We start from the raw sequence: 14,719 nt of genomic DNA on the forward strand, positions 1-14,719 counted from the left end.
GTTCTCCAATATGTTTTGATTTTCTTATTTTTTACAATGGCACCTTTTGGCACCTGCCTTAGTATTAAAAAAACTCCTAAACAATCGGTACAGGCTCCAAATACATTAAACACGATAATATGTTCAATCAGATTATTGCCTCCAAAAATTAAAAGATAAATAAATCCCAATATTGATATAAGAACAAATGGCGCTAATTAAACTCTGATAAAAGTATTTCTTTTCATCTCACCAATGTAGGTGGCAAACGGAGCAAGTCCTTTAGATGTAAAACCAAAATATACATTTTCTGACATTAAGTTCTTTGGAAAAAACAAAGCATGAATAAATTCATGTAAAGGTATGAATATTAATAAGGAAACAAACGTAGTCAATACGTCGAACCTGAAACTAACTCCAATTAGCCACATCGGCAATATCACCAATAATACATTCACAATGGCAAACGGTGTTGCCTGAACTTGAACCGCCCACAAATTGGAAGATTCTTTTAATGGAGTCCAGTTTTCATCAGGTTGAAAGTTTGGGTCGTCCGAAAACTCATTCAGTATAAATTTCATTTTTTTAATTATAAATTTAACATTATTGTTTAAAACATTACACAGCAATTAGTTTAGGCGCAAAGTTATGAAACTTAGTATTACACTATCACATATACAGTACCCAGAAAATCTTAATCAAAATAGTCGAAACAATAACTTTTATTAAAATAATAAGTTGTATGCTGCTAAAACTAAGATATAGAAATGCCACTAAAATTGAAATTCCAATATAATCTCAATAGGGTAAATGTTTTACAAAAGGGGTTGAGAAAATTATTTTTCGAGTTTATCAGCCTGCCAACATCAAAAAGGGAAGATTCAACAAGGTTTTCTTTTTTATTTTTAATATATTACGTCGGCGTTCTCAGGTATCCTCCCCTGATTTTTTGCATCATCCCCTTAAATTTTAACTTTTTACCGGCAATTGCTGCAGATTTGCCATATTATCTGTTGCTCAACAGGAAAAGATATCTTTTATCACTGATAAAATAATTAATTCAATTTCAACGCTGTTTAATTACTTTACCTACCTTTGCCGCAATTATTATATTTACTTTCTAAGTAATCGTAATGAAATCCATGTGTATTGCGTATGCAAATACTGATGAAAATAATCTTTGGGCACGTGGAGTTTTTTCGGGTACACGGAACAGTCATCAGGTCATAAAAATTAACTATTAATGAAAAAATTAAATATAGGCGGGTTAACCATTCAGGTGCCTATTATCCAGGGCGGAATGGGAGTAGGTGTTTCATTATCTGGCTTAGCCGTTGCGGTTGCCAACGAAGGGGGAGTAGGAGTAATTTCAGCTGCCGGTCTTGGTCTTGTACATCATAACCCGGCTCTTGATTATCTTGAAGCCAACATTGAGGGTTTAAAGGAAGAAATAAGAAAAGCCAAAGAAAAAACAAAAGGCATTATCGGAGTGAACATTATGGTAGCTATGTCGAACTTTGCCGACATGGTACGTACTGCCATATCGGAAAAAGCTGATATTATATTCTCGGGTGCAGGGCTGCCTATGGAATTACCGAAGTTTTTAAAGCACGACAGCACGACAAAACTTGTGCCCATAGTATCATCAGGTAGGGCAGCAAGGCTGATTTGCGAAAAATGGAAATCAGCGCACAATTACCTTCCCGATGCTATAGTTGTTGAAGGACCCAAAGCCGGAGGACATCTAGGTTTCAGAAAAGAGCAACTGGAAGACGCAAACTATACGCTTGAAAAACTTATTCCTGAAGTTGTTAATGAAGTTAAATATTTTGAAGATAGGTACCATCAGGAAATACCGGTAATAGCAGCAGGAGGCATTTATACAGGCGAAGATATTTTTAACATCATGCAAATGGGTGCAAAAGGAGTACAAATGGGAAGCAGGTTTGTTACCACCGAGGAATGCGATGCCTCAATGGCTTTTAAACAAGCTTACATTAACGCCGACGAAAATGATATGGAAATCATCCAGAGTCCTGTAGGTATGCCCGGAAGAGCTGTCAGTAACAGCTTTATTGATAAAGTAAAACAGGGATTAAAGATGCCTATAAACTGCCCGTTTCATTGTATTAAAACCTGCGATGTGTCGAGCAGTCCGTACTGTATCATTAAAGCTTTATTTAATGCCTATAAAGGCAATATGGAAAGCGGATATGCTTTTGGCGGAAGCAATGCGTATCTGGCAACAAAAATAACTACCGTTAAAGAAGTTTTTAGGGAGTTGGTTATCGATCTGCAAACCGCCATTAACCGGTCGCAGCAAAAAGCCTGATTTGTACTTTCCTTTCTCCACAGTAAGGCAAAACTGGCAGCAATATGCTTTTTTTCTTTTTAACAGTTTGGTTATGGCAAGAAAAGGACAAAGACGGGGTTTCAGGCTATTTTACATATGAGCCTATAATTCCGGCTAACCAGCGATGAAAATTATGAAATCCATCAGGACATGCATACATTAGCATACACTTTCTCGTTATTAAATTGTCTGTATTATTTTTTGCTATTTTTATGGTTTCAGGAGTATCACAGCTTTGTTGTATCCAGATGTTACGAATTCCTTTTGCTATGGCATCGTTAAGCACCTGCAATGTATCGCGCTTGTGAGTAATAATCAAAAGGTTATTAATCCCGATTGGAAGATCCTGTATCCGTGAATAACAAGGCACCCCTTCAATTGTATCGGCATTGGGATTAATCGGGCAAACTGCAAATCCTTTCGATTGCAATATTCTGAAAACATAATTGCCAAATTTCTTAGAATTTCGCGATACTCCTGCAATAGCCAGGTTTTTATCATTGAGAAAAATATCAATTTCTGCTCTTGTATTCACCTTTTAGTTTTTTATGGGTTAAGGAAAAATTCGGATATTTAATTGAAAACATTTAAAATTCAGCTATGAGCTTAACATTCAATTGCCTTGATGTAAGATAATTGGGTACAGCATATTGCCGATTGGTAACATCGGTTACCCAAAAGTAAGAAACCGTATTGCTCACCTGAAGCAGATTGAATATTTCGGCGGTAATCCAGATATTTTTAAAATAGTTGAGAACATTTTTCGGTGGCAATTTAGTGTCTCTGCCCTTGATAAGTTTTGAAAAACCAATATCTACTCTAAAATAGGGAGGAATGCGAAGGGTATGTTTATATTTGGGCGAGTCGGGAGGTCCAAAAGGAAGCCGGCTGCCATACAAAAAGCTAAGATGCATCTTATAGGTAGGATTATTAGGCAGGTAATCCTGGAAAAACAACCCAAAATTGAAGCGTTGATCGGTAGGTCGGGGGATATAGCCAGGATGATGAATAACACTGTCAACAGCTACATTATTCATGGTATATCCTGATATGATTTTTTCTCCCTTGCTGTTAAAATAGTCGTAATAAAAGTCATCTTTAATATCTTCTTCCGTCTGCATCACTGAAAGGCTTGCCCAGGATTCTATTCCGGGAACAAATTCACCGTTTATTTTCATATCAATTCCAGTTGCATAGCCATGTGCGCTGTTGCTAGCATAGTAGCGGATACGTACATTATCCACTTCGTAAGGTACGAGATTATCAAGATATTTATAATAGATTTCGGTAACAAATTTAAACGGGCGTGACCAGACTTGAAAATTCCAGTCGCTACCGGCAACAAAATGCAGTGACGACTGTGCTTTCAAATCGGTATTCAGGTTTCCTTCCAAATCACGCATTTCGCGGTAAAAAGGTGGCTGATAATACAAGCCTGCTGCAAACCGGAACAAAACATCATTTTTCCAATCAGGTTTGAAAGAAATGTTCATACGGGGGCTTACCAAAAATTGCTGGTTCATATCCCAGTATTGTCCGCGTATGCCGGCTGAAAGTGTAAAATGGTTATCGGTATCGAGCGATCGGGAATGTTGTAAAAAACCGATAATCCGGTTGCTGCTGAGGGTATGCTCGCTTCGTAAAGCGCTCTTTAATACAAGGTCGTGGTTAGCCGGAAATACAGCCCCAAGCGAATCGGAAGGAACCGGCAGCGAATAACCGGCTGAATCTATCATCTGCCATTCGCTCAGTTCGTCGGAAATATATTCGTGCTGGTATTTAAGTCCCCATTGCCATGAATTGTCCGATAAAGTAAATATTCCACGATGCTCCGCATTGATGACGTCGGCAGTAAGATAATTCCGGGCATGATTTAAAAAAGAGCCCACCCCCAAAGATTCTACCACCTGATTGTTACTACCTTTCGACTGGTCGGTTTCAAGTTTTCCTATCCAATATTGGCTTAAAATATCATAGGTCTCACTTTCAAGGGAATGAAATGAGGATGCTATAAATTTGAGTTTCAAATTATTGTTAGGTTTATATGTTAAAGTCAGTGCACCTGTACTGGTATTGAAATGGTCCATTTCCTGTCCTTCAAAATAAACCTTAAACCGGAAGGCTTCATCTTGGGTTCCAAAATTAGTTTCACGATCTTTGGGTTTTAATTTATATTGATTACGGGCATAGTATCCCAGGAAAGAAATTTCAAGTTCCTCGTTCAGGTCGTAGGTGATCAACCCCTGCACATCGGTAAACGAGGGCTTGTAGTCGCCTTTGGTCTCGAGGCTGTTTAACAGGTATTGGTTCGATTTTTGCCTGACTCCCAACAGATAGGTTAAGCGATAATTGTGCGAAGCACCTTCGATGTGCATATTTCCTCCTAATAGGCTTCCCTGTACCGAACCGCTTGTTCTTACAGGTTTTTTATATTGAATATCAAGGACAGAAGCCATTTTGTCACCATATTTTGCATCGAAACCCCCGGCAGAAAAAGAAATAGATGAAACTAAATCAGGGTTAAGAAAACTGAGTCCTTCCTGCTGCCCCGAACGGATGAGAAAAGGTCTGTATATTTCTATATCGTTGACATAGACAAGGTTTTCGTCGAAATTTCCACCCCTTACGCTGTATTGCGAACTGAGTTCGTTGTTTGAAGCTACACCCGGAAGGGTTTTAATCAACGATTCAATACCTCCCCCAAGGCTTGGTACTATGGTAGCTGTTTTGGGATCAACCCGGGTTAAATTGGATGTCCGGCTTATAGAGCTTTCCGTTACTACAAAATCGGGTAATCTGATAGACGAGGTGCTTAATACGGGGTTAATGTTGCGGCGTTCGTTGGGTTGCAACATGAGAGGATACACCCGTTTGTCGTAACCTACAAAGGAAATTATCAGGTTTATAGGCTGTTTTGAAGGAATTGAAAGTTCGAAATAACCATTTTTATTGGTGGTGGTTCCTCCGGGCAAACCTTCAATGGAAACATTAACCAGGTCGAGAGGCTTCTTGTTATTGTCGCTTACAATTCCGTAAACGGTAGCTTTTTCCTGGGCAGAACACCAAACAGCAAATAAACTGAAACAAATTATGAAAAGAGTTTTAAATTTTTGCATTAATTATTTTTTCTTTTTAAATTTTCCATCCTTCCATGCTTTGAAAAATTCAGCCCACGCCATGGGATTGAGCAGGTTGTTGGTGGTTACCCCCCCCTGAGAATATAACTTATCATTCTGACTATTCATATAATACAAATAATTTGTGCCTCCATCGGCAAGGTATGGAGTAGTTTCGTTTAAAATACCATGTTCTTTTCGTTCCATCAGTTCAAGGTTGCGGTAGGCTCTTATCATGTCATCTTCAGGAACGTGCAGTTTTACAAAAGCTTGTTTAAACTGTTCGCGGGTTGGCCAGGGATAAATCACGGTTTCGGGAAGAAGCAGCGTGTCGGTACTCATTATCTGGATAAGTGAATAACGATGGGTAGTGATAGTGTCAGGGATAGTAAAATTTACTTTTTTATACCCTACTGCCGAAAAGATTACCGTTTCTTTTTTCCGGGCAACAAAAGAAAAATATCCGTAATAGTCGGATACTGTGCCTCTCCATGTATTTTTTACGGCTATATTGGTAAAAGAAACGGGTTTCAGATTTTCGCCTTCTTCCGTTACCACTATACCCGAAAACTGGATAAGATCGTTATCTTTTGCTGTCTGGGAAAAGCACAAGTTTTTCACAAACAGAAAAAAGAGTAGAAGCCAAAATCCCGGTTTGTATTTTTTCATCAACAGCAAAAGTAAAAAAATTGTGAAACGATTGCTCTGTTCTCTACGTGTATTCAAAGAAAATTCGTTTTTAAAACGAAAGAGGTGTTGTATTATTTCAAAAATCAATAAAAAAGGCTGCTTTTTCAAACAGCCTTTCATGTTTACAGCCCAAATTCCTTTTTAAATGCGTCTACAAAGTCTAATTTCTCCCAGGCAAAAAATTCTACATTTTTAGTATGCCGCTCATTGCCATTGTCTTTTAAACTGCCGTTTACGGGGTTGTAATACACTTCAACTTCTTTTTCATAATGGTCTCTGCCGAAATGCCCGTAAGAAGCAGTAGGCTTAAAAATCGGGTTTTTCAACCCGAAGCGTTTCACAATAGCATAAGGTGTTAAATCGTAAACCTTCATCACTTTTTCGGCTATTTCGCCATCTGTGATTTTTTTATCGTTATTTCTAACATGGGCTGTTTTATTCGTATTAATGTACAAGCCAACGGGTTTTGCAATTCCAATTGCATAAGCAACCTGTACCAATACCTGTTCGGCAACCCCGGCAGCAACAAGGTTTTTGGCAATATGCCGGGCTGCATAGGCTGCAGAGCGGTCAACTTTTGAAGAATCTTTTCCTGAAAAAGCGCCGCCGCCGTGGGCTCCATGTCCGCCATAGGTATCAACAATTATTTTTCTGCCGGTAAGTCCGGTATCGCCGTGAGGTCCGCCGATGACAAACTTGCCCGTTGGGTTTACATACAATTTATAGTCTCCTTTAAACAAGCGTTTTATTCTTTCAGGGATGATTTTTTTCACCCTCGGTATGAGAATTTTCTCAACATCCCGGCGAATTGTTGCCAGCATTTTTTCTTCCGAATCGAAATCGTCATGCTGGGTGGAAATTACGATGGTATCTATACGCTTTGGTTTTCCATTATCGTCGTATTCAACGGTAATCTGCGACTTGCTGTCGGGACGAAGATATTTTATTTTTTTGCCTTCACGGCGAATGGCTGCCAATTCCTGCAGGAAAATATGGGCAAGTTCGCTGGTGAGGGGCATAAAATTATCCATTTCGGTACAAGCATAGCCAAACATCATTCCCTGGTCACCGGCACCCTGCTCTTCGTCTTTTTTTCTGACTACTCCCTGGTTAATATCGGGCGACTGCTCGTGAATGGTGGAAATTATTCCGCACGATTCTGCTTCGAAACGGTATTCGGCTTTGGTGTATCCTATTTCCTTCAAGGTATCGCGAACAACATTCTGTACATCCACCCAGCCTTTGGTTTTCACTTCCCCGCTGCAAACCACAAGACCTGTGGTACATAAAGTTTCGCAAGCAACTTTCGATTCGGGGTCAAAACGCAAAAATTCGTCTAATAAAGCATCTGAAATTTGATCGGCTACTTTGTCCGGGTGTCCTTCCGAAACCGATTCTGATGTAAATAAATATCCCATTGTTATAAAATTTTATGATTAAACGGTATAATGGGAAAAATGTTGATTGGCGGGGAAAAAAGGAATTGGTTTAGCATTTTTTCCAGTGGTTGCAAGCAATCAAATCTTTCCACTTTTGCTGCAAAGGAATAAAAAAAATCGAAACTGGCAAAATTAATACACATAAATTTACCGCAAACGGTAAAGGTTATACGTAATTTACATTCAATCAGTTTTCAGGCGAAAACATCTGGTCGTAAGGAGGAAGCAGCACCGGTTTCTGTTCAAGCAACTTCAGTGCTTCTGCAGAAATATATTTTTTATTTACTACCAAACGGAACATGTATTCGTCGAACCAGCGATCGGTCATAGTAAGATAGCCCTTGTTTCCGGCTTTATCGCCCCAGCTATTTTCGAGCATCCATTTTGTTGGTTTACCATCTTTATCTACTTCAACACCCACCAATGCCATACCATGTGAAGAACCTGAATCGAAAGACAGAATGCGTTGTTTTTTATCCATACCAAAATTAACACCCAAAAGGCTGTTGTAGTCATAATTATTTACATCAAGAATACCGGCTTCGGAGTTGAGCTGCTTGCCTACATCGCAACCAAAATACACAGCATCATTAGCCAAAATGGAGTTTTTGGCAAAATCCTTAATTACCGATGCAGGGAGATTGATGTATTTCCAGTTGAACCCTTCAATCATATTCCTGTCGTATTCAATTTCATACACTTTATTGTATTCACGGGCAGGATTGTCCATAAACATTACATAGTCAGAAAGATTAATTCCAACCATTTCATTGTAAAACGAGAGGGGTGTATATTGTTTTGTTTCCGAAATTTTGTCATCTTTGCTTTTATAACGCCAGTCGAATTCCGAAGGCGGTTCACCAAATCCGGTTACGAGCATACGGTAAATCTCGCTCAACATTTCGATTTTTTTTGATCTTAAATTTTCGACGTTCTTTTTTTGTTGAGCCATATCCCTAATTATCAATCCATTTTCTCTTAGTTTGCGGGCGAGTAGCACAGAAATAACTGAGGTATTATCCGTGTTGTAAGTTTCGGGCATCACCTCGGCAGGTACAAGTCCGTATTTTTGTACTATTCCGGCAAAAGTTGTCCATTGTCCACCATCTCCAATCGGATTTTTAAAAAGCCATTCCACTGTGCGGTCGTCGAGAGGTTTGTCTCTGGTAGTTATAATGGCTTCAAGAAAAAGGTTGCTTTTTTCAAACTGGTCCCAAAAGAAACAATAATTCTGTGAAAATGCAAAATCACTCAGGTTTAATTTATTTAGTGTTATGGGACGCAAGATGTTAAGTCCTGTAAACAACCAGCAACGACCAGAAGATTTTTGATCGGTAATTCCCGAAACTTTTACTTTATTGGAAAAATAATTATCAAATTTCCCAGTATTTTCCCGATTCAAACTCAATTTGTTGATGTTGTTTGTAGTAACAGCATTCCGGATGGCTTTGTCAGAAGTAGTATTCAGATAGGTAGATTTAATTTTTGAAAGCAACTTTGGTGTAATTGCACCGTCATTTTGCGAATAAGCAGATATTGAATAAATATTTAAAAATAGAATAATAAATTTTATAAAATTTTTCATTAAAATATATTTATATTATGGAACAATAACATTCAGTGAAAGATGATTTATCTTTATGCTAATATTTTTTGATAGCTTAACGGCTTCGCCATCAATGTTTATTACCCTGTTTTTTTTACGTATTACTTTTATTTCTTTGGCTTTATAACATTCCACATAATTACTTTTATCAATTTTCCGCTGAAAGAGAAAATGTGCAAGGATAGGAATTTTCAGAAGAGGAATTTTTTTTACTATGCAAACGTCAATCAAACCATCGGTAATTTCGGCATTAGGGGCTATGCGTGTATTGTATCCAAACTGGTTTGAATTGGCAAAACTGATAAATAATGCCCTTCTTTTCAATGGCTTACCATCAATAAGAAGCTTATAGGATTTGGGTTTGTACCTGGCATACTCGCGCGAAACAATAGAAAAATACGAAAGAAATCCTCTTCTTTTCTTTTTTGCAAACTTTTTTGCTACCAAGGCATCAAATCCTACTCCGGCAATACTGATAAAAATTTCATCATTAAGGTGAACGGTATCTATTGAAATTACCCTTCCTTTGTTAATAACCTCAATAGCTTTTTCAAATACAAAGGGAATATGCAAATGATGGGCAAACCCGTTACCGGAGCCCGAAGGTATTACAGCCAGTACGGTTTTGCTTCCGATTAATGCTTTGGCAATTTCATTAATGGAGCCATCGCCGCCGATGGCTACCACAGCAAAATAGTTTTTCCCTACGGCATCCTTTGCCAAGTCCGTTGCATGTCCCGGCAATTGGGTATAAGCAATGGAATAATCATATACAATGTGATCCAAATGCCGGATAATAATTTCTTCAATAGTATGTTTTTTCCCTTGGTTTACACCTGAAATGGGGTTAATGATAAACAAAATTTTCTTTTTTACAGCAACATCTGTCATGGGGTAAATTCTGTTAATTTATTGTTTATCATTCTATAATTATATTGCTGGATGAGGGCTTTGCAAAGTAGTTCCAGTTTGTTTTTTATTACAGGTAGCGAATTTACAAGGTTTTTTTTACAAAATGGGTCGCCTGGGATATAATACAACCCGGAAGATGCTTTTCCGTTGAATTGCAAAAGATAATTATCACAAATAAGCTGGTAACCGCTACCCGAATAGGTAATATCAAAATGTATGGCTGAGTTATCAAAGGCATTGGTGCCAAAAGCAATATAATTGTCGTTGTAATGTAAAACGGAAAGTATGCTGGGAAGAATATCTATTTGTTGGGCTATATGGTTTGCTTTGCCTTTCAGCGGGCTGTTGTGCATATAAAAAAAGATGGGAATTCTGAAATTACCATGGACTGTTTCGTAGTAAGGAAGGGCAGCTTCCGAAGTATGATCGGCTGTGATTACAAAAAGTGTACTGTCAAACCATCGCATTTTTTGTGCAGTTTTGAAAAATTTCATCAAAGAATAGTCGCTGTAGGCAATAGTTTGCTGGATAGGAAGTTCCCCTTTAGGAAATTTGTTTTCATACTTTTGCGGAATTTTATACGGATGATGTGAGGATAAAGTAAAAACTGAGGATAAAAAAGGTTGTGAAAATCCATTCAGTTTTTTGGCAAAAAATTGCAGGAAGGGCTCGTCCCAGATTCCCCATTTCCCATCGAAATCGGTGTCGTTATTGTATTCATTCCTGCCAAAATACGCATCAAAACCTGCAGTTTTTACATAGGAATCAAAATTCATCGTTCCGTTATTACCCCCATGAAAAAACGAAGAATGGTAACCTTCTTTTTTAAGGTAATTTGCCAAACTAAACATTTTATTGGCGGCAAATGCTGACGTAATATAATCCTTATCCATCAGGGTGGGAAGCCCCGAAAGAATGGCAGGAATGCCTTCTATAGAGCGTTTCCCATTAGCAAACCCTTCAAAAACATAGCTTTCATTAATTAAAGAATCTAAAAATGGAGTAAATCCTTTATATCGTCCATTGTCAATATTTTTATTCAATGCATGGATATGTTCCTGCGAAAAACTTTCCAGGATAATAATAACCACGTTCAGTTTTCTGAATGGAGGTAATGAATCAATAGCCTCGTGATGAAAAGGTGAATAAATGGAAGATGCATCCTTAATGTCTTTAAAATAATGCTCTTCTTTCAGCCCTTTTTGCCCCCATGTTTTAACTATTGTGAACGGAGTATTTACAACAATCTGTATTTTAGGGGAAGAAGTATAATTGCCGGCTGTTATAATGCTGATGGGCTTTAACTGAAAGCCGCCCCTGATGCCAACAAGAGAAAACAAAAGAAAGGCAATAAAAATTAATGTTTGCCCCACATAATAATATAAGGTGTGGTACAGGACTTTATTGTTAATTTTAATTTTATGGCAAAGAAAAACAAGCATAAAAATCAACCCTATCCAAATCAAAAACATATACCAGAAATCATAAATAAACTGGGGTATAAGGACATTCATATTATCTTGATAATTAAGATAGTTAAAAATATCTGCCGTTGTTCGCTTCAGCGTAAATCTATAATAAACCACATCAATACAGTTAGCAGTAAAGGCTATGGCATTGGTGAAATAAAAAATAATATTTACAATTAATTGGTATATAGAGTTATACCTGATTTTAATAGGTAAAGAATTGAAAAACAGGAGCGGAAATGCAATAAGCACCAAGGTGAACAGATCAAAGCGCAAACCATAAAAAGCAAGAGTAATTAGTTCTATAAAATCAATATCCTTAAAAAATTGAATATTAAAAAAATACAAAAGAAGCCTGCTGATAATAAGCAGAATAAAGGAAAAAAACAATTTTAATACGGTGGCTTTATGAATTCCCACACTGAAGAAATATTTTTTTTTCATCCGTATATGGTTCGTAATCAAGAATCCGGTTAATTTTTATTCCGGCACGATGCAAAAGGCAAAAATAAAAAAAAGAGACATCTGTTTTTGATGTCTCCTTTTTTATCTACATATGATTAAAAACTACCTTTTTGTGTAGGTTGCAGTACCATTATCTGTACCGCTACCATCATCATAAGTATAGCTATAAGTGATATTTAACACATTACCATTGTCAGCAGTAGTACCAGTACCTTGTAATGTACCTTCAAATCCAGGGGAACCGGTTACATGTTGGCTGGGAATGCTAATGACACCTTCTTTTGTAAAGGTAAAATATGCAATTTGCGTATTTCCATAGCCACCAAAATTGGCGAGAAGGATTTTTCCTGTATCAATGGAAGAAATAGAAGCCGTTACTGTATAATTGTATGTGCCACTTCCGGGACCTGTAATTACATCAACAACAGCATAACTGGCAACATACGTTTGATTATTAACAATAACATTAACCGTACGTTCAACCACAATATAATTGCCCGCCTCATCTTCAACGCGATAAGTAATTACATAAGTACCTAATTTGGTTACATCAACAGTTCCGGTAATTACTACCTTTGAAGTAATATCTCCATCTTTATTGTCGGTAGCCGTAAATCCGGGTTCTACCCAGTTGCCAACACTATTGATAACAATGTCCATATTGGCTTGACCACCAAGAGTGATGTCTGGAACCGTGTTGTCGTTATCTTCCGAACACGATGTAAAAAAAGTAGTTGCAGCAACAGTAGCAACTAAAACGAAGATTGAAAAAAGCTTTTTCATAATTAAATTTTTAGTGAACAAAAAAAATATTTTTCATATAAAAGAATGCTACAAAACTAAATAAAAAAACAATGGTAACATTAAATAGTTCAAAAAAAACAGTTAATTTTGCAGCTAATTAATCCATTAAATTGTATTTCAAATGAAAAAATTATTCTCATTGCTTATTGTTGCCGGAATGATTGCTTTTGTAGCATGTGGCCCTAGCCAGAAAGAGAAAGACGAAGCTGCCCGTCAGGATTCTATTCGTAAAGCCGACAGCATTGCCAAAGTGGACAGTACCGTGAAAGCTGACAGTATTGCTCAGGCAATTGAAAAAGCCAAACAGGACAGTATTGTTAAGGCAGACAGCATTGCCAAAGCCGAAGCTGCTAAACCTAAAGCTACTACTAAGAAGGCACAAATTAAAAAGGAAGAACCCAAGCCTGTGGATAAGAAAAAACGTCCCGGAGCCACAAAAGTGCAGTAAATCTAAAAAGGGAGCTTGCGAGCCCCCTTTTTTATTGATAAAAATTCCTTTGCCGCAAAGCCTCAAATACGAGTATAGCTGTTGAAACTGATACGTTTAATGAATCTATTTTACCCAACATCGGAATTTTAATTTGATAATCCGTATTTTCTATCCATTGTTTGCTTAGCCCATGCGCCTCGGTACCCATCACAATTGCAGTAGCTCTTGAAAAATCCATTTCATGGTATTGTTTATTTCCGGTAAGCGCTGCTGCAAATGTTGTTATTTTATTTTCCACCAGCCAGGAAATAGCTTCTTCAGTTGTACAAACTGCTACCTGTTGTGTAAAAACGCATCCAATTGATGAACGTATGGTATTCGGACTGTAAATATCGCATAACGGATCACAGATGATAACAGCATCAGCACTAGCGGCATCGGCTGTACGAAGAATGGCTCCCAGATTCCCGGGTTTTTCTACCGATTCAAGCACAATAACTAATGGGTTGTTCGACAGGAATACAGAATGAATTGAAATATCTTTGGGTATAGCTATTGCCATTAAGCCGTCAGATTGCTCCCTGTAAGCTATTTTATTAAAGACGGCCGGAGTAACTTCAATTATTTTTTCTTTAAGATCAGGCAAAAACAGCTCGGGTAGCGCTTCACCAGTTATTTTTTTACACACAAATAAATATTCTACCAAAAATCCCGCATCTAATGCAAGGTGTATTTCTCTGTATCCTTCAATGACTATACGGTTTTGCGCCTTCCTTTCCTTGGTTTTTTGCAGTCTGACAATGTTTTTTACCATGGGATTTTGAGGGCTGAAAATTTTTTCAGGCATATTTTATGTATTTAAAACGACAAAAATACCGTTTTTATCGAGCAATATTAACCTACCGATAGAAAGTAGAAATAGGAAGAGTATGAAAAAAATTCGGATTGATTTGTAAAAATAAAAAATAAAACTAATTTTGCAGTCCCAAAAAATGAACTATGAAGAGGACATTCCAACCATCAAACAGAAAGAGAAGAAACAAACATGGTTTCCGTAAAAGGATGTCAACAACTAACGGTCGCAAAGTACTTGCTGCCCGCAGGGCAAAAGGCAGAAAAAAACTCACGGTTTCCGACGAAAAGTAATTTTGAATCATCGTAAAAGATAATTCTTCTCAAAATATTGCAAAGGAGGTTGTTAAGCCTCCTTTTGCTTTTTGTATTTATTGATGTATCTTCGCAGTCTGAATGTATAACTTACAGATGCAGGTGTTTGAGTTTATTCTATATTGTATTTTATTCATTTTCATACTCAGGATAATATTCCGTATTATTTTCCCTTTAGTATTGCGTAAATATTTTCATCATCTGCAAAACAAATTTTCAATTTTTGGTAATACCCAAGAAGAGGATAACTCCAGACACGAAGGGGATGTTAAAATTGATTATATGCCTG

The 14,719-nt window shown here is 37.4% G+C and carries 12 protein-coding genes and 1 pseudogene; 3 read left to right on the top strand and 10 right to left on the bottom strand.

The genetic code is table 11. The features are described 5' to 3' along the window. Positions 1-296 (bottom strand): annotated as a pseudogene (locus M0R21_10245) (DUF3267 domain-containing protein). Between the two features lie 926 nt (positions 297-1,222). Between M0R21_10245 and M0R21_10250 the strand changes: the two are divergent. Beyond that, complete coding sequence (locus M0R21_10250) at positions 1,223-2,311, top strand: nitronate monooxygenase family protein (GenBank protein MCK9618201.1); 1,089 nt, start codon at positions 1,223-1,225, stop codon at positions 2,309-2,311. 106 nt (positions 2,312-2,417) lie between these two features. On the opposite strand, the gene M0R21_10255 is transcribed toward M0R21_10250, so the two are convergent. The 8 genes from M0R21_10255 to M0R21_10290 all read right to left on the bottom strand — a co-directional run bounded on the left by M0R21_10255 (position 2,418) and on the right by M0R21_10290 (position 12,812). Then, the gene (locus M0R21_10255) at positions 2,418-2,867 is read right to left on the bottom strand and encodes a CoA-binding protein (GenBank protein ID MCK9618202.1); all 450 of its coding nucleotides are present in this window, start codon (positions 2,865-2,867) and stop codon (positions 2,418-2,420) included. A gap of 52 nt (positions 2,868-2,919) precedes the next feature. Continuing rightward, positions 2,920-5,448, bottom strand: a complete 2,529-nt coding sequence (locus M0R21_10260) for a TonB-dependent receptor (GenBank protein MCK9618203.1) — start codon at positions 5,446-5,448, stop codon at positions 2,920-2,922. Positions 5,449-5,451: 3 nt separating this feature from the next. After that, complete coding sequence (locus M0R21_10265; protein MCK9618204.1) at positions 5,452-6,174, bottom strand: carboxypeptidase-like regulatory domain-containing protein; 723 nt, start codon at positions 6,172-6,174, stop codon at positions 5,452-5,454. An 86-nt stretch (positions 6,175-6,260) separates the two neighbouring features. Beyond that, positions 6,261-7,556, bottom strand: coding sequence for a methionine adenosyltransferase (gene metK / locus M0R21_10270; protein ID MCK9618205.1), 1,296 nt, complete (start codon positions 7,554-7,556; stop codon positions 6,261-6,263). A gap of 208 nt (positions 7,557-7,764) precedes the next feature. Further along, the gene (locus M0R21_10275; GenBank protein ID MCK9618206.1) at positions 7,765-9,162 is read right to left on the bottom strand and encodes a C1 family peptidase; all 1,398 of its coding nucleotides are present in this window, start codon (positions 9,160-9,162) and stop codon (positions 7,765-7,767) included. Between the two features lie 15 nt (positions 9,163-9,177). Further along, positions 9,178-10,074, bottom strand: a complete 897-nt coding sequence (locus M0R21_10280; protein MCK9618207.1) for a diacylglycerol kinase family lipid kinase — start codon at positions 10,072-10,074, stop codon at positions 9,178-9,180. Continuing rightward, positions 10,071-12,008 (bottom strand): sulfatase-like hydrolase/transferase, encoded by a 1,938-nt coding sequence (locus tag M0R21_10285; protein ID MCK9618208.1) that lies wholly within the window; start codon positions 12,006-12,008, stop codon positions 10,071-10,073. The genes M0R21_10280 and M0R21_10285 overlap by 4 nt, the downstream gene beginning before the upstream one ends. A 123-nt stretch (positions 12,009-12,131) precedes the next feature. Further along, a complete protein-coding gene (locus M0R21_10290; protein MCK9618209.1) occupies positions 12,132-12,812 on the bottom strand; it encodes a DUF5011 domain-containing protein in 681 nt (226 codons plus the stop codon). Between the two features lie 142 nt (positions 12,813-12,954). Between M0R21_10290 and M0R21_10295 the strand changes: the two genes are divergently transcribed. Then, positions 12,955-13,281: a hypothetical protein gene (locus M0R21_10295; GenBank protein ID MCK9618210.1), complete on the top strand. Its 327-nt coding sequence runs from the start codon at positions 12,955-12,957 to the stop codon at positions 13,279-13,281. A 31-nt stretch (positions 13,282-13,312) separates the two neighbouring features. Here the strand turns inward: M0R21_10295 and M0R21_10300 are convergent, their stop codons facing one another. Further along, positions 13,313-14,110, bottom strand: a complete 798-nt coding sequence (locus M0R21_10300; GenBank protein ID MCK9618211.1) for an RNA methyltransferase — start codon at positions 14,108-14,110, stop codon at positions 13,313-13,315. 152 nt (positions 14,111-14,262) lie between these two features. Between M0R21_10300 and rpmH the strand changes: the two genes are divergently transcribed. Beyond that, on the top strand, positions 14,263-14,409 hold the full coding sequence (gene rpmH, locus M0R21_10305) for a 50S ribosomal protein L34 (GenBank protein ID MCK9618212.1): 147 nt from the start codon (positions 14,263-14,265) through the stop codon (positions 14,407-14,409). The last annotated feature ends 310 nt before the right edge of the window (positions 14,410-14,719 follow it).

The sequence above is a fragment of the Lentimicrobiaceae bacterium genome (genome assembly GCA_023227965.1).
Lineage (GTDB): Bacteria > Bacteroidota > Bacteroidia > Bacteroidales > JALOCA01 > JALOCA01.